The organism is Neorhizobium sp. DAR64862/K0K3 (genome assembly GCF_050500185.1).
GTDB classification, from domain to species: Bacteria; Pseudomonadota; Alphaproteobacteria; order Rhizobiales; family Rhizobiaceae; genus Neorhizobium; species Neorhizobium soli.
In genome coordinates, this window is sequence record NZ_CP191449.1 from 2,717,077 (window position 1) to 2,732,343 (window position 15,267).

The following is a 15,267-nucleotide window of genomic DNA, read 5'->3' on the forward strand; positions in this document are numbered from 1 at the left end:
GGAATGCGGGAAGAATGTCCGCGGTGGGCAATCATGCGACCGTTACTCCAAGGCTTGTCTCCAGCCAGGACACGACGACCAGTTCGGTCAACACGGTGAACCCGAGCAGCGAAGCCCGCAACCATGGGGAACCGCCGACAACCGTCGTCAGGAGCCGCCAGTAGAGAAGAACTGCACCGACGAGAACGGCGAGCATGACGGCAAGCAATCCATATCGGTAAACGAGGCCCGCACCGAACAGGCTGCCCAGCGCAAGGCTGACCGGAAATGCCGTCACGTAAGACGCATAGACCAGTGGCACCGTGAACCAGTTGCGCGTCACGATCAGCGTGCGCAGCAGCGGTCGCAGTCCGAAGGCGACAGCGACGAGGCAGATGGCGAGAACCGGAACGATCCACTGCGCGATCTCCACCAGAAACATCTTTCCGGCGAATGCGATGACACCGTCACCGCCCCTTGGATGCGCCTGCGCATATTCGGCACGCTTGAACATCCATCCCGCGACGATCGCGGGCAGGCACCACAGGATCGCAAGGAAGGACCGGGCAACGCCTTGGTCGGAAATGTCGAAGGCGCTGAGGCCGCGCGCATCGCCGCGGATCAGAAGCCAGAGGCCACTTAAGTGGTGCCTGACGTCATGAAACGGCAGCATCGCCGAACCAGCGGGAGAGGAAGGTTCCGTAGATCTGCGTCAGTGTTTCGAGGTCGGCGATCGCGACACGCTCATCCACCATGTGCATGGTCTGGCCGACGAGGCCGAACTCCACGACCGGGCAGTAATCCTTGATGAAACGCGCATCGGATGTGCCGCCGGTGGTCGACAGCGCCGGCACCCTGCCCGTCACGGCCTCGACGGCGCCGGAGAGCGAACTGATCAACGCGTTGTTGCGGGTCAAAAAGACGTGGCTCGGTCGCTCGGCCCAGACGATCTCGTAACGGACCTTGTCGCGACCGGGACGCAGCGTCTGGTCGCCTGCGGCCGCATCGAGACGGCGCAGGATCTCGGCCTGAACGGTTTCGGCCGTCCAGGTGTCGTTGAAGCGGATGTTGAAGGCAAAACTCGCCTTGGCAGGCACGACATTGGTGGCCGGGTTACCGATATCGACCGTGGTGACTTCGAGGTTGGAGGCCGGGAATTCCGGTGTGCCTTCGTCGAATCGCGGGTGCATCAGGGCATGCGCCAGGGGTAGCAGCCCGCGCACGGCGTTGTCCGCAAGATGCGGATAGGCAGCGTGGCCCTGAACGCCATTGACCGTAACCTTGCCGGAGACGGAGCCGCGGCGGCCGATCTTGATCATGTCGCCCAGCACGTCCGGATTGGTCGGTTCGCCGACCAGGCAGGCATCCCAGCGCTCGCCCCTGTCGGCTGCCCATTTCAGCAGCTTCTCGGTGCCGTTTACGGCCGGGCCTTCCTCATCGCCGGTGATCAGGAATGAGATCGAGCCCTGCGGGGCGCCGTGTTCTTCGATATGGCGGGCAACGGCTGCGGCAAAGCAGGCAATGCCGCCCTTCATGTCGACGGCGCCGCGACCGAACATCTCTCCACCTTCGATCTCGGCGGAAAACGGCGGATGGCTCCAGGACGCCTCGTCGCCGACCGGCACTACATCCGTATGGCCGGCAAACATCAGGTGCGGACCGTTCGTTCCAAGCCGGGCATAGAGGTTCTCGATGTCGGGCATGCCGGGCTCGGTCGCCACCATCCGCTCGACGGTAAAGCCGAGCGTCGAAAGCATCGCCTCAAGCGCCGACAACGCGCCGCCTTCGGCGGGCGTGACGGACGGGCAGCGGATGAGGTCCCGCAGGTTTGCGATCGGGTCGACAGCGGACATCGGGATGGCCTTCGGTTAGTCGCGCAGCAGTTCGTTGATGCCGGTCTTGGAGCGGGTCTTCTCATCGACCGTCTTGACGATGACAGCGCAATAGAGATGCGGTGCGGCCAGGCCGTTCGGCATCGTGGCATTACCGGACGGCATCGAGCCGGCAACGACGACCGAGTAAGGCGGCACTTCGCCGAACGAGACTTCACCGGTGGCGCGATTGACGATCTTGGTCGACTTGCCGATGTAGACACCCATTCCGAGGACCGAGCCTTCGCGAATGATGCAGCCTTCGACGACTTCCGAACGGGCGCCGATAAAGCAGTTGTCCTCGATGATGGTCGGGCCGGCCTGCATCGGCTCCAGCACGCCGCCAATGCCGACGCCGCCGGACAGGTGCACGTTCTTGCCGATCTGTGCGCAGGAGCCGACGGTTGCCCAGGTATCGACCATCGTGCCTTCATCGACATAGGCGCCGAGATTGACGAAGGACGGCATCAGCACGACGTTCTTGCCGATATAGGCCGAGCGGCGCACGACGGCGTTCGGCACGGCGCGGAAACCGGCCGAGCGGAACTGGTTCTCGCCCCAGCCTTCGAACTTCGAGGGAACCTTGTCCCACCAGGTGGAGGCGCCGGGGCCACCCTTGACGACTTCCATGTCGTTGAGACGGAAGGACAGGAGAACCGCCTTCTTCAGCCACTGGTTGACGGTCCAGCTGCCATCCTCGCCGCGCACGGCCACACGCGCCTCGCCGGCATCGAGAAGGTTGAGCGATTGCTCTACGGCATCGCGGATCTCTCCCTTGGTCGAGATCGTCACGCTGTCGCGGTTGTCGAACGCGGTTTCGATCGTCTTTTCGAGGGAGGAGAGGTCTGCGCTGCTCATGAAGAATCCTTCGTCGTCGTCGATATCGTGATGGCCGCAAAGGCCCGGGACACAGCCGTGTGGCTGGCCAAATGGTGCCAATTGCTCTAAGCGACCGGCACTCAAGCGTCAATGCGAATTGGCGTCAACGCATATAAGCGAACGGCTCCGGAAGGGTTATTGCGATGGCACGGGTGAAGAATGACGGACCACGGCGGAAGGACGGGGTCTGGGATCCGCTGAAGGACAACAAGGCCGACAAAAGTGCCGCCGCAGTTCAGCCGAAAACACCGCAGACGCTGTCGCCGACCTATCGCCTTGCCTTTGCCGATGAGGATTTCCTGAGCCGCGAAGAATTGCGGCCGGTGCGGCTGCAGCTGGAACTCATGAAGGCCGAGATGATGCTCGCCGAGGCCGGGATCAAATCCACGGTCGTGCTGTTCGGCGGTGCCCGCATTCCGGCACCGGGCCAGGCGCCTTGGGCGGCTCACAACGAGACCCAGCGCAATAGCCTGATCGCAGCCTCGGTTTTCTACGAAGAGGCCCGCAAGTTCGCGACGCTCTGTGGTGTGCATTCGGCAGCCTACGACCATCAGGAATATGTGGTCGTGACCGGTGGCGGACCGGGCGTGATGGAGGCCGGCAACCTTGGCGCGTCGGAGGTTGGCGCACCGAGCATCGGGCTCAACATCATGCTGCCGCACGAACAGGCGCCCAATCCTTACGTGACGCCGGAGCTCTCATTCAACTTCCACTATTTCGCGATTCGCAAGATGCACTTCCTGATGCGCGCCAAGGCCGTTGCCGTCTTCCCGGGCGGCTTCGGCACGCTCGATGAGATGTTCGAGGCGCTGACGCTGATCCAGACCAAGCGCATGGAGCGAATCCCGCTCATCCTGTTTTCAGAAAAGTTCTGGCGCGGCATCGTCAACTTCGAAGCGCTTGCCGATTTCGGCACGATCTCGCCGAAGGATCTTGAGTTGATCAGCTTTGTGGAAACCGCAGATCAGGCGTGGAAGATCATCGCGGATTTCTACGGGCTTTGATGGTGGGACGGTGCAGGTTCCTTACCCTCTCCCCGTGCGCGGGGAGAGGAAACAGGCCCTGATCGGGCAGTGACCATTCAGCTTGCCGGTTGAGCTTGGAGCCCTAGAGACGGCCGACGCGCTCGGTCAGCAGCTCGAAGAAACCATCCGCGTCGACATGGCGCATGAAGGTCGCATTGGCCGTGCGGCCGGTAACGCCCCACCAGTCGGCGACCGTCATGCCGACGGTGAGTTCCGATTCGGTCTCGATCTCGACATTGCAGTTACGGCCGGTAAAGAGCTCCGGCTTCAAGAGATAGGCGATGACCGACGGGTCATGCAGCGGGCCGCCGTCGGAGCCGTATTTCTCGATGTCGAAGCGCTCGAAGAAGGCAAGCCATTCGACCAGGACCTGAGATGGCCGGTTGCCGAGTGCGGCGATCTTTTCGACCCGTGCCTTGGTGGTCAGCAGCTGATGCGTGACATCGAGCGGCATCATGACCACAGGGATACCGGCGCCGAACACGATCTTGGCCGCCTCCGGATCCACATAGATGTTGAATTCGGCTGCTGGCGTGATGTTGCCGCCTTCGAACAGGCCGCCACCCATCATCACCAGTTCCTGGACGCGCGAAGCAATGTCCGGCGCCTTGGTGAGCGCCATGGCGATGTTGGTGAGCGGACCGAGCGTGCAAAGCGTCACGGTGCCTTCCGGCTCGCGGCGCAGCGTCTCGATGATGAAGTCGATGGCGTTCTGTTCCTGCGCGACCATGGTCGGCTCAGGCAGTTCCGCTCCGTCGAGACCAGTCTTGCCGTGGACGTGTTCGGCGGTCACCTGCGGCCGGTTCAATGGCTTCAATGCACCTTCATAGACCTTGGCATCGGGCCTGCCGCAGAGCTCGCAGACGATCCTCAGGTTGCGGCTGGTAAACGACAGCGGCACGTTGCCGGCAACGGCAGTCAAACCCAGCACATCCAGCTCGTCGGGGCTCGCAAAGGCCAGCATGATGGCCGCTGCGTCGTCCTGACCGGGATCGGTGTCGATGATGATCTTTCTGCGCTGCATGTCTCTTCCCCTTGAACTTTACGGGTTTTTGAGCCGGGTTGCGGATCGTGTCAAGCGCTCGCCGGCGTCTTGCGCTGACTGTCGCAAATTCCCATATATTGACCCGTCGGCGGGCCTTATGGACGCCGGCACAGTCGCTGGACAAAAGCTGGGACGACCGATGAGCCGTATGACACCTTTCGCAAGCCCTCTCCTCCTGGGCTTCGACGCGATGGAAAAGACACTCGAGCGATTGGGCAAGGGAAGCGACGGCTACCCGCCCTACAATATCGAGCGCGTCAAGAAGACAGCGGGTAACGAGCCGCCCGAAGACGAAGGCGACCTGCTGCGCATCACGCTTGCGGTTGCCGGTTTTTCGGAGGCCGAGCTCGAGGTCATGACCGAAGAAAACCAGCTTATCATTCGCGGCCGGCAGGCCGAGCAGAACGAGCGCGACTACCTCTACCGCGGTATTGCGGCCCGCCAATTCCAGCGGATCTTCGTGCTGGCGGACGGGATGCAGGTGTCCGGCGCATCGTTGAAAAATGGTCTTCTTTCGATCGACCTGATCCGCCCCGAGCCGGAGCGTGTAGTGCGAAAAATTAACATTTCCGTCTCACAGTAGATCAATCAGCAATCGCTGATGCGTCCCCACTGTGGAGGCAGAAATGCTTATGAAAGAAGCGAATCCGAGCTTGACGGAGTCCGAACTCGCGCATCTCGGAAACGGCGAAGTCGGTTACATTCGCAAGATGAAGTCGGACGATGTGTCCCGCTGTTTTCCCGAGGCTCCGGACATCGATCCCAGCCTTGACCTTTGGGCCCTGTTCGGTGCGGACGGTACGCCGATCCTGCTCACCGACAACCGCTCCAGCACCTTTTTCAAGGCTGCCGAAGACGAGCTGAAGACCGTCACCCTGCACTGATCGGAATGAGCGTCAGACCTTGATGAATGTCAGGTAGGCGGATGACCGTCCTTCCCGGCGAGCCTTGTTCTCGTATCGCGTACCCGGCCAGCCGGCATAGGGCGTCAGCCAGTCCGAAGCCTGTTCCGCCTGCCAGGCAAAGCCGCCATGATCGCGGCAATGGATCAGCGTCCAGTTCACATAGGTATCGATGTCGGAGGCGAAGCAGAATGTTGCGCCCGGCTTCAGCACGCGGTGGAACCGCTCCAGGTTGACCTGCGAAACGAAGCGGCGCTTCCAGTGCTTCCGCTTTGGCCAGGGATCGGCATAGAGAAGGTCGATCTGATCGATCGAAGCATCCGGCAGCCAGTCCAGAACCTGGGTCGCATCGTCATCGTAAAGGCGGATGTTGCGCAAGCCCTGCTCTTCCACGCTGGTCAAAAGCTTTGCCATGGAATTGACGAAGGGCTCGACGCCGATAAAGCCGGTCGACGGATTTTCGGCGGCGCGGTGGATCAGATGCTCGCCGCCACCGAAACCGATTTCCAGCCGCATCCGCTCGACAGAGAAGTCGTAGAGGCTCTCGATCGTGTCCGGCGCCGGGTTGCCGAGATCGAGCTTCAGCTGCGGCAAAAGCGTCGCCAGACCTTCCGCCTGCTTCTCGCGCAACGGCTTTCCCTTGCGGCGGCCGAAAAAGGCTTCCGTGGAACGGCTGGGATGCGGCTTGTCGGTCATGGATCGTATTCTCTCAAAGTAAAAGCGGGCGCCTTCGGCAGAAGGCACCCGCTTTACTGTTTTACAGGCGTGCTCGTAAAGGGCGATCAGGCTGCTTCGAGCTGATCACCCTTGAGGGCGTCCTTCAAAGGCTTCACGAGATCGGTCTTTTCCCAGGAGAAGGAACCGTCGCGACCGGCCTTGCGACCGAAGTGGCCGTAGGCGGACGTCTTTGCATAGATCGGCTTGTTGAGATCAAGGTGACGGCGGATACCGGACGGCGAGAGGTCCATGGTCTTGCGGATTGCCGCTTCGATCTGGTCTTCCGTCACGTTCTTGCCGGTTCCGTGCAGGTCGACATAGATCGACAGCGGCTGGGAAATGCCGATCGCGTAGGAAATCTGCAATGTGCAGCGTTCGGCAAAGCCGGCGGCCACAACGTTCTTGGCGAGGTACCGGGCTGCATAAGCTGCCGAGCGGTCGACCTTGGTCGTGTCCTTGCCGGAAAACGCGCCACCGCCGTGGGGCGCTGCACCACCATAGGTGTCGACGATGATCTTGCGGCCGGTGAGGCCTGCATCGCCATCGGGACCGCCGATCACGAACTTACCGGTGGGGTTGATGTACCACTTGCAGTCGGCTGCGATCGGAAGTTCGCCCAGCGCTTCGCGGATATAGGGTTCGACGACGGAGCGGACCTTCTTCGAGTCCCAGCTGGGATCGATATGCTGGGTGGAGAGCACGATCGAGTCGACGGCGGCGGGCTTGCCGTTTTCGTAACGGACGGTCACCTGGCTCTTGGCATCGGGGCCGAGCTTGGCGGCTTCGCCCTCGCCCTTCTTGCGGGCCGTGGCAAGCAGCTGAAGGATCTTGTGCGAATAGTAGATCGGCGCCGGCATCAGGTCCGGCGTTTCCTTGCAGGCGTAACCGAACATGATGCCCTGGTCGCCGGCACCTTCGTCGCCCTGACGGTCGCTTGCGTTATCGACGCCCTGCGCGATATCAGCGGACTGCGAATGGAGGAGGACGTCGATCTTGACCGTCTTCCAATTGAAGCCATCCTGTTCGTAGCCGATGTCGCGGATTGCCCGGCGCGCGGCCGACTTGAACTTCGACGGGTTGATCACGTCGTTGCCGTTCTTGTCCTTCTTCATCAGGCTCGGCGGCAGGCGGACTTCGCCCGCAATCACCACCCGGTTTGTCGTCGCCAGCGTTTCACAAGCGATGCGGACGCCCCAAGGATCAATCCCGGTCTTTGCGGCTTCGCGGTAGACGAGATCGACGATCTCATCGGAAATACGATCGCAGACCTTGTCCGGATGACCTTCTGCAACGGACTCACTCGTGAACAGATAACTGGCGCGCATAACGGGATTCCCCTCAAAGAACAGACATCGAATGTTTAGTAAGTTCATCCGCTGAAGACAAGCGTACAACGACATAAATATATCTTTATGCGTCCAAGCGATTACCAATTCCTTGAGGTCACGGCATAAAAAAAGCGGCCCGGAGGCCGCCTTTCAAATAATGACCGGTCGACCGGTCATTCCGTCTCGGCATCGGCGGCAAGCGCCTTGACAAGATCCACCAAACGGCGGCGAACCTTGGGATCGGCGATCTTCACAAATGCGCGGTTCAACTGCAGCCCCTCAGAGGACGACAGGAAATCAACCACGTAGTTCGAGCTGGATGCTTCCGCCATACCGGACGCTCCACCCGCCTGATCGCCTGGCGCATCTTCGAAGAAGAAGGAGACCGGGACGTTCAAGATGGACGAAATGTTCTGCAGACGGCTGGCGCCAACGCGGTTCGTTCCCTTCTCGTATTTCTGAATCTGCTGGAATGTGATACCAAGGCTCTCCCCCAGCTTTTCCTGGCTCATGCCCAGCATTGTGCGGCGCAGACGAATCCGGCTCCCGACGTGAATATCAATCGGGTTCGGCTTCTTCTTGTTTTCAATCATAACGACGTCCTGACGAAGTTGCTGTCAATCTTCAACCCGGTCCGCGTGTGGGAGATACACTTTGGTGGCGCCGGTCACAACAAATCCGGCAAGCAAGGTGTATGGCGAGACGATAGGCCAAACCACTATGCAATTTTAGGGGTTTTGGGTCAATTCTTCCAGAATTTAAAACTTGTACGGGAAATAAGTGCAATCACAAACATGAGACATATCAGCAACCAGAAGTAAAAACGCCGTTCGGAAGCGTTCCAAAATGGGACTTCGACACTCGACATGGTTGAGTCAATCACACCCTTTTGATTGTAATCCAGGCCGCGTACGACCCTGCCAAAAGGATCGACGAAAGCCGAAATACCGGTGTTGGCACCGCGAATCAACGGCATGCCGTTTTCGACAGCCCGGACACGCGCCTGCTGGAAATGCTGGAAGGGTCCGGGCGTTTCACCGAACCATCCATCGTTTGTGACGTTCAAGAGCGCGCTCGAGCGTTCAATGCCGGCACCGATTTCATCCGGGAAGATCGCTTCGTAGCAGATCAGCGGATAGAAGGTTTGCCCGCCCGGGAGCGTCAGCATGGTGCGGCCCGGTGCTGCGGTAAAGCCGCCCGGCATGGCGATCGCATCGGGGATGCCGAGCGACCGCAGCATGTCCTCGTAAGGCACATACTCGCCGTAGGGGACCAGATGCACCTTGTCCGACGCCGACACGATCTGGCCGTTGCTGTCGATGACGTAGATCGAGTTGTAATAGCGGGTCGCGAAGCCCGGCCCGGCATTTTCAGCGCGGACGGCGCCGGTCACCAGAACCTGACCATCTTCCAGCACGTCAGCAATGCGCGACAGGGCATCGGGGTTATCGGTCAAGATGAACGGAACCGAGGTTTCCGGCCAGACGATGATATCCGGACGCTTTGCACCATCCTTTGCGGGCAGCGCCGTCATCGCCAGATGTTCTTCAAAAATCGCCCCGCGCTCGGAATCGTCGAGTTTGCGCGACTGGTCGATCATCGGCTGGACGAGGCGCACCTCGACCGGATCCTTGGCAGTGGCTGAAAGCACCGCGTCGGCACCCGCAAGCCGCCAGGCGCCGAAGCCTAGATGGGCGCAGAGGAGAAGACCTGCGAGCGCGAGGCCAAGCCCCATGCCGCGTCGGGTCCCGATCAGTGCCGGTGCGGAGAACACGAAAACAGCCAGCACCGTCACACCCGTCACGCCGAGCGGAGCGGCCGACTGCATCATCAGCGGCATCGGCATGGCGCCGTAGCCGATCGAGTTCCAGGGAAAGCCCGTCAGCATGAAGCCCCGCAGCCATTCCGCAAGACCAAAGCCAAACGCGGCAGCCGCAATCCTGCCCAAGCCATCTGACCAGAGGATGCGTGCCACCAGCGCCGCAAAGCCCCAGAATAGCGCCAGAAAAGCCGGCAGACCCAGAACTGCAAGCGGTATTGCCCAGGCAAACTCGTCCGCCTCGACGAGAAGCGCATTGCCGAGCCACCAGAGGCTGGCGACGAAGTAGCCGAAGCCGAACACCCAGCCGAGGAAAAAGGCCGATCGCAGGCGGCTGAGCCGCCCACCATCCGGATTGCCGGTCGTGCCGTCCATCAGCCAGATGAACAGCGTGAAAGACACGAACAGGGCAGCAAAGAAGCCGAAGGGTGGAAGGGCGAGTGCGCCGACAGCGCCTGCAAAAAAACCAAGGAGGATGCGCGGCCAGCCCCATAGAAGCATGACCCTGCCAGCCAGTCGCTCCATCGATGTCCCCTTCGCCCGAATCAGAAGCCGCAGTCTTTCATGAAAAACTGCGGCTTGTCCTGTTATCGGCTGTTCAAAACACCTGGAAACTCAGGCCGATGGATGATCATTGCCACGATCGGACGAGGGTGCCGGCAGAAGCACGGTCGGCGTCTTGTCAGTAATAGCCTTCTGCTGCGTCTCGGCCACGGGCTCGCCCTCGCCCTTGAGCTGCCTGCGGCGAACGAGCGCGCGCTTGCGCATGATCCGGACGCGCTTGATGCGGCGCGGATCGGCGTCGAGGATCTGGAATTCGAAGCCTGGCACAGCCTGCACGACTTCACCGCGCACCGGGATGCGTCCGAGCGCTGAGAAGATCAATCCGCCCAGCGTATCTACGTCGTCCAGCCGGTCCCGCACGTCGAAATCGGAGCCGATCGCCTTGGAGATTTCCATCAGCTCGATACGGGCATCGGCAATGAAGATATCGTCGCCGGCACGCGAGAACATCACTTCTTCGTCGTCATGCTCGTCCTCGACATCGCCGATCACCATCTCGACGATATCCTCATGCGACACGAGACCATCGGTGCCGCCGTATTCGTCGATCACGAGCGCCATCTGCGTACGGGCGGCCTGCATGGTGCTCATCAGCTCGGATGCCAGCATCGAGGGCGGCACAAACAAAAGCTTGCGCACCAGGCCTGCCTCGGCAACGGTCTGATCGAGATTGACGCGGCTGAGATCGAAGGCCGCCTTGGCGGTACGGGCCGGCTTCTCGACCGCTCCACCGGCAACGACGGCTGCTGCTGCCGTTGCACGGGTACCGGTCCGACGCTTATTGCGGGCCTGCTTTGCCAGATAGGACAGAAGGTCGCGGATATGCACGAAGCCGCGGGCATCATCCAGATTGTCGCTGTAGACCGGCATGCGCGAGCGGCCGGTCTCCTCGAAATGGATCATCAGCTCGCCGATCGTCATGCTCATGTCGACAGCTTCGATATCGGCGCGCGGCACCATGATGTCCTCGACGCGAACCTCGCGGAAGCGGAGGATGTTGTGCAGCATGGCGCGCTCTTCCGGAGAAAAGGCGTTGCTGACATTGGTGTCGGTCATCAGCGCGTCGGCGAGATCCTCGCGGAGCTGTTCGCCCTGCGACGGCCGCAGCAGGCGGACCGCCCGAGACCAGAATGTATTATGGGATTTGGGGTGGTGCTCGGATCGTCCCGAACTACTTCCCTCGTCCGACGAGGGTGAGTCCGAACTGTCCTTGCCCTCGCGGGCGACATTGCTCGAATAATCGTTCATTGTTCCAAACTACACTATCGGGTCCTGCCCCGCATAGGGGTCAGATAGGCCGAGACCGGCTAAAATGCGAGTCTCGAGTGTCTCCATTTCCTCCGCCTCGTCCTTTTCCATGTGGTCGTAACCGAACAGATGGAGAAAGCCGTGGACCAGAAGATGGGTCAGATGATCGTCGAAACTCTTGTCGAGATCAACTGCCTCGCGTTCGACAGTCTGCCTTGCGATGACGATATCGCCCAGCATCGGGCCCGGCATACCGCCGGGTTCGAGCGGAAAAGCGGGGAAAGACAAGACGTTGGTCGGCTTGTCCATGCCGCGCCATTCGGCGTTGATTGCCCGGATGGAATCATCGTCGGTAAAGACGAGAGAGACTTCGGGCGGTATTTTCGGAAACGGTTGATCTTCTTCGCGGACGAGATAATCGGCGGCCGCGGCGAAAACCTTTTGCGTCAACGCCAAAAGCGCCGGCTCTTCCGGCCAGCCTTCGTCGTCGATGCTGATCTGTATATCGAGTTCGGGCATAGGGACTGGAAACCGGACTAGCGTCCGGCCTCCTCGCTTTCTTCGTGGACGGCATATTGCGCGTCATAGGCCCGGACGATGCGGCCAACCAGCGGGTGGCGCACGACGTCGGTATCCTTGAAGCGGATGACCGAGATGCCTTCGACCCCGTTGAGGATCTGTAGCGCCTCGACCAGACCGGATTTCACGCCGCGCGGCAAATCCACCTGGCTCGGGTCGCCGGTGATGATCATCCGTGCGTTTTCACCCAGACGGGTGAGAAACATCTTCATCTGCATCGACGTGGTGTTCTGCGCCTCGTCGAGGATGATCGCGGCATTGGCAAGCGTGCGGCCGCGCATGAAGGCGAGCGGCGCGATTTCGATGACGCCGGCCGTGATTGCCCGTTCGACCTTGTCGGCCGGGATCATGTCGTAGAGCGCGTCATAGAGCGGCCGCAGATAGGGATCGACTTTTTCCTTCATGTCGCCAGGAAGGAAGCCCAGACGTTCGCCCGCCTCGACGGCCGGACGCGAAAGAATGATCTTGTCGACGGCACCGCGTTCCAGCAGCTGCGCGGCATGGGCGACGGCCAGATAGGTCTTGCCGGTACCGGCCGGACCGACGCCGAACACCATCTCTGCCCTATCGAGCGCCCGCATATAGGCGTCCTGCGTCGGGGTACGCGCGACGATCGTCTTTTTCTTGGTGGAGATCTGGCTCATCGAAAGCCTGGCCTTTTTCTCGAGCGTCGGCAGTTGCAGCTGGTCGTCCGCAGCCTGTGCCATGCGGATAGCTCCTTCGACATCGGATGTTTCGATGGTGCCGCCCTTCTGGATTCGCTCATAGAGGGTATCGAGAGCCCGACGGGCCTGATTGGTGGCTGGGACATCGCCTGAAATGGCCACGGAATTGCCGCGGGGCCGCGCATCAATATTGAGGCGCTGTTCGAGAAGTTTCAAATTCTGGTCGAATTGACCGAACAGCTCGCTCGCGAAGCGATTGTTCTCGAACGTCAGGACAAAGTGGTTGGCGTCGGTCGCTGCTGATTTGGGGTGGCGCGCTGTCGAAGAAACCGATTCTCGTCCGCTCAAGTAAACAAGCTCCTCACTTGCTGGTCAGGCACCCATTAAACTCTCTGCCGGCTCGGCAAACAAGCTGTTCGGGCCGGTACCAATGATTCGTACACGGATAATCTCACCGATTTGCGATGTTTTTGCATCAACATTCACAGACTGGAGCCAGGGCGAACGGCCGATCACCTGTCCGGGCATACGTCCCGGCTTTTCCAGAAGCAGATCGATCGTCTTTCCAACACAGGATGTGGCGAAATCGGCCTGCTGTTTCAAGAGCAAAGCCTGCAATCGTTCGAGACGCTCGGCTTTTACCTCTTCAGCGACCTGATCGGTGAGATCCGCGCCGGGTGTTCCCGGCCGGGTCGAATATTTGAACGAGAAGGCGGAGGCGTAGTTGACATCCTCGACGATCTTCAACGTGTCTTCGAAATCCTGATCGGTTTCGCCCGGGAAACCGACGATGAAATCTCCCGACAGGGCGATATCGGGACGGGCATTGCGGATGCGGTCGATCAGCGCCAGATATTCGGCGCCCGTATGGCGACGGTTCATGGCCTTCAGGATGCGGTCGGATCCCGACTGAACAGGCAGATGCAGATAAGGCATCAGGATGCGCAGGTCGCGATGCGCCTCGATCAGTCGGTCATCCATGTCGCGCGGATGGCTTGTCGTATAGCGCAGGCGGGCAAGGCCCGGGATTTCAGCAAGACGATAGAGAAGGTCGGCGAGACCCCAGTCGTTCCCGGTTGGACCTTCAGCGCTCCAGGCATTGACGTTCTGACCAAGCAGGGTGATTTCGCGCACGCCGCTTTCGACCAGCCGGATGGCTTCGTCGACAATCTGGCTGATGGGGCGCGACACTTCCGAACCGCGGGTATAGGGGACGACGCAGAAGGTGCAGAACTTGTCGCAGCCTTCCTGCACGGTAAGGAAAGCCGTGACGCCGCGGGCGCGGATAAGCTTGCGGTCGGTGGCCGGCAGATGGTCGAACTTGTCCTCGACCGCGTATTCCGTATCGACCACAGGCTTGCCGCCGCGGGCCTTGCGCAGTGCATCCGGCAGTCGGTGATAGGTCTGCGGGCCGATCACCACGTCGACCGATGGCGCGCGGCGGATGATTTCCTCGCCTTCCGCCTGGGCGACGCAGCCGGCAACACCGATCATCAGTTCTCGACCTTCGGCGGCACGCGCCTTCTTCATGTCGCGCAGACGGCCAAGCGCCGAATAGACCTTCTCGGCAGCCTTCTCGCGGATATGACAGGTGTTGAGCAGGATCAGATCCGCCTCGCCCATCTCCTCGGTCGCGACATAGCCTTCGCTCGCCAACGCGTCGCCCATGCGGGTCGAATCGTAGACGTTCATCTGACAGCCGTAGGTCTTGATGAAGACCTTGCGGGTGTTGGGGATGGTGACGGGCTCTTCTGCCGGCGAAAGGGTGACGTGTTCGTTCATGGCCGTCTCCTTACTCCAAGAAGGACCGGATTTGAAGCGGTTCTAATCGGCGTCGTACTCTCTTTGGCGAAGATGCCTGATCAGCATGCGGCGAAGCCGGGCGGTAATGGTCTGGCTGAGATGCTTGCGGTTGTCGCCCGTGCGGAAATCGACCGTCTCGCCGAACGCCACATCCACGTCGATCGCGCCTTCCTTCAGCACACCCATCAGGTGCGGCATGAGCTCGATATCCCCCGGCCAGGCCGCAAGCGGGCGGTGGAAACGACCCATCGCCATGCCGTGCACCCGCGTATAGGCGATCGATACAGGCTGGACATACACGACGCCATGGGGCGTGTGCGGCACGGCGGCAGCGGCTGCCCCGAACAGCGATGACTTTACCTCGAGCAGACGGTTGCCGTCCGATGTCGTGCCTTCCGGGAAGAGCACGACGATCTCGCCCGCCGTCATGCGTGCGGCAATCTCGTTAATCTGGTCGCCGGTGCGGCGCTTTTCCTCGCGGACGACGAAGATCGTCTTCTGCAATTTCGCGAGCGTGCCGAAGATCGGCCATTTGGCGACTTCCGACTTGGCGATGAAGACGACATCCGCGATAGCACCAAGCACGAGGATATCCTTCCACGAGACGTGGTTGGAGGCGAGCATCAGGGGGCGCCGATGCTGCAGGTGACCGTGGACGTGGATGCGGATGCCGAGCAGGAAGCAGGCGGTGCGGTGCCAGAGGCGCGGAATATAACGGCGCATCTTCAGATCGAAGGCGAGGCCGATCAGCTGAAACGGCAACAGCACAGCCGTGACCGCCAGCAGACAGACGACGATGAACCCGATGCGGATTGAGGTGATCACTGTCGATCCTTGGCTGTC

General features: G+C 60.8%; 16 protein-coding genes. 3 read left to right on the plus strand and 13 right to left on the minus strand.

What is annotated here, in order from left to right:
- Positions 1–31: 31 nt before the first annotated feature.
- Genes ACQY1L_RS13140 through dapD form a run of 3 tightly spaced genes read right to left on the minus strand, consistent with a single transcriptional unit; the run spans position 32 to position 2,708 of the window.
- Positions 32–652, minus strand: coding sequence for a hypothetical protein (locus ACQY1L_RS13140; protein WP_430241117.1), 621 nt, complete (start codon positions 650–652; stop codon positions 32–34).
- On the minus strand, positions 636–1,832 hold the full coding sequence (gene dapE / locus ACQY1L_RS13145; protein ID WP_430241119.1) for a succinyl-diaminopimelate desuccinylase: 1,197 nt from the start codon (positions 1,830–1,832) through the stop codon (positions 636–638). The genes ACQY1L_RS13140 and dapE overlap by 17 nt, the downstream gene beginning before the upstream one ends.
- A 15-nt stretch (positions 1,833–1,847) precedes the next feature.
- The gene (gene dapD, locus ACQY1L_RS13150; protein WP_113166991.1) at positions 1,848–2,708 is read right to left on the minus strand and encodes a 2,3,4,5-tetrahydropyridine-2,6-dicarboxylate N-succinyltransferase; all 861 of its coding nucleotides are present in this window, start codon (positions 2,706–2,708) and stop codon (positions 1,848–1,850) included.
- Positions 2,709–2,872: 164 nt separating this feature from the next.
- On the opposite strand from dapD, the gene ACQY1L_RS13155 reads away from it, so the two are divergent.
- Positions 2,873–3,733 carry an LOG family protein gene (locus ACQY1L_RS13155; protein ID WP_062578882.1) on the plus strand — a complete coding sequence of 287 codons (861 nt, stop codon included), beginning with the start codon at positions 2,873–2,875 and terminating at the stop codon, positions 3,731–3,733.
- Positions 3,734–3,836: 103 nt separating this feature from the next.
- On the opposite strand, the gene ACQY1L_RS13160 is transcribed toward ACQY1L_RS13155, so the two are convergent.
- Complete coding sequence (locus ACQY1L_RS13160) at positions 3,837–4,778, minus strand: nucleoside hydrolase (RefSeq protein WP_430241122.1); 942 nt, start codon at positions 4,776–4,778, stop codon at positions 3,837–3,839.
- Positions 4,779–4,938: 160 nt separating this feature from the next.
- Between ACQY1L_RS13160 and ACQY1L_RS13165 the strand changes: the two genes are divergently transcribed.
- Entirely contained in the window at positions 4,939–5,382 is a 444-nt protein-coding gene (locus tag ACQY1L_RS13165; RefSeq protein ID WP_062578879.1) for an Hsp20 family protein, read from the plus strand.
- Between the two features lie 43 nt (positions 5,383–5,425).
- On the plus strand, positions 5,426–5,683 hold the full coding sequence (locus tag ACQY1L_RS13170) for a DUF1150 family protein (RefSeq protein WP_062453991.1): 258 nt from the start codon (positions 5,426–5,428) through the stop codon (positions 5,681–5,683).
- Between the two features lie 12 nt (positions 5,684–5,695).
- On the opposite strand, the gene trmB is transcribed toward ACQY1L_RS13170, so the two are convergent.
- The 9 genes from trmB to ACQY1L_RS13215 form a co-directional block, all read right to left on the minus strand.
- Complete coding sequence (gene trmB, locus ACQY1L_RS13175) at positions 5,696–6,397, minus strand: tRNA (guanine(46)-N(7))-methyltransferase TrmB (protein ID WP_209902981.1); 702 nt, start codon at positions 6,395–6,397, stop codon at positions 5,696–5,698.
- 86 nt (positions 6,398–6,483) lie between these two features.
- On the minus strand, positions 6,484–7,743 hold the full coding sequence (metK, locus tag ACQY1L_RS13180; RefSeq protein ID WP_062453993.1) for a methionine adenosyltransferase: 1,260 nt from the start codon (positions 7,741–7,743) through the stop codon (positions 6,484–6,486).
- A 176-nt stretch (positions 7,744–7,919) separates the two neighbouring features.
- On the minus strand, positions 7,920–8,339 hold the full coding sequence (locus ACQY1L_RS13185) for a helix-turn-helix domain-containing protein (RefSeq protein ID WP_062453994.1): 420 nt from the start codon (positions 8,337–8,339) through the stop codon (positions 7,920–7,922).
- Positions 8,340–8,488: 149 nt separating this feature from the next.
- A complete protein-coding gene (lnt, locus tag ACQY1L_RS13190) occupies positions 8,489–10,090 on the minus strand; it encodes an apolipoprotein N-acyltransferase (RefSeq protein WP_430241126.1) in 1,602 nt (533 codons plus the stop codon).
- Between the two features lie 90 nt (positions 10,091–10,180).
- Positions 10,181–11,377 carry a transporter associated domain-containing protein gene (locus ACQY1L_RS13195; RefSeq protein ID WP_062453996.1) on the minus strand — a complete coding sequence of 399 codons (1,197 nt, stop codon included), beginning with the start codon at positions 11,375–11,377 and terminating at the stop codon, positions 10,181–10,183.
- Between the two features lie 9 nt (positions 11,378–11,386).
- Complete coding sequence (gene ybeY, locus ACQY1L_RS13200; RefSeq protein ID WP_062578871.1) at positions 11,387–11,896, minus strand: rRNA maturation RNase YbeY; 510 nt, start codon at positions 11,894–11,896, stop codon at positions 11,387–11,389.
- Positions 11,897–11,913: 17 nt separating this feature from the next.
- Positions 11,914–12,969, minus strand: a complete 1,056-nt coding sequence (locus tag ACQY1L_RS13205) for a PhoH family protein (protein WP_062453998.1) — start codon at positions 12,967–12,969, stop codon at positions 11,914–11,916.
- A gap of 24 nt (positions 12,970–12,993) precedes the next feature.
- On the minus strand, positions 12,994–14,403 hold the full coding sequence (miaB, locus tag ACQY1L_RS13210) for a tRNA (N6-isopentenyl adenosine(37)-C2)-methylthiotransferase MiaB (RefSeq protein ID WP_430241130.1): 1,410 nt from the start codon (positions 14,401–14,403) through the stop codon (positions 12,994–12,996).
- Positions 14,404–14,445: 42 nt separating this feature from the next.
- Positions 14,446–15,249 carry a lysophospholipid acyltransferase family protein gene (locus ACQY1L_RS13215; protein ID WP_430241132.1) on the minus strand — a complete coding sequence of 268 codons (804 nt, stop codon included), beginning with the start codon at positions 15,247–15,249 and terminating at the stop codon, positions 14,446–14,448.
- Positions 15,250–15,267 lie beyond the last annotated feature (18 nt).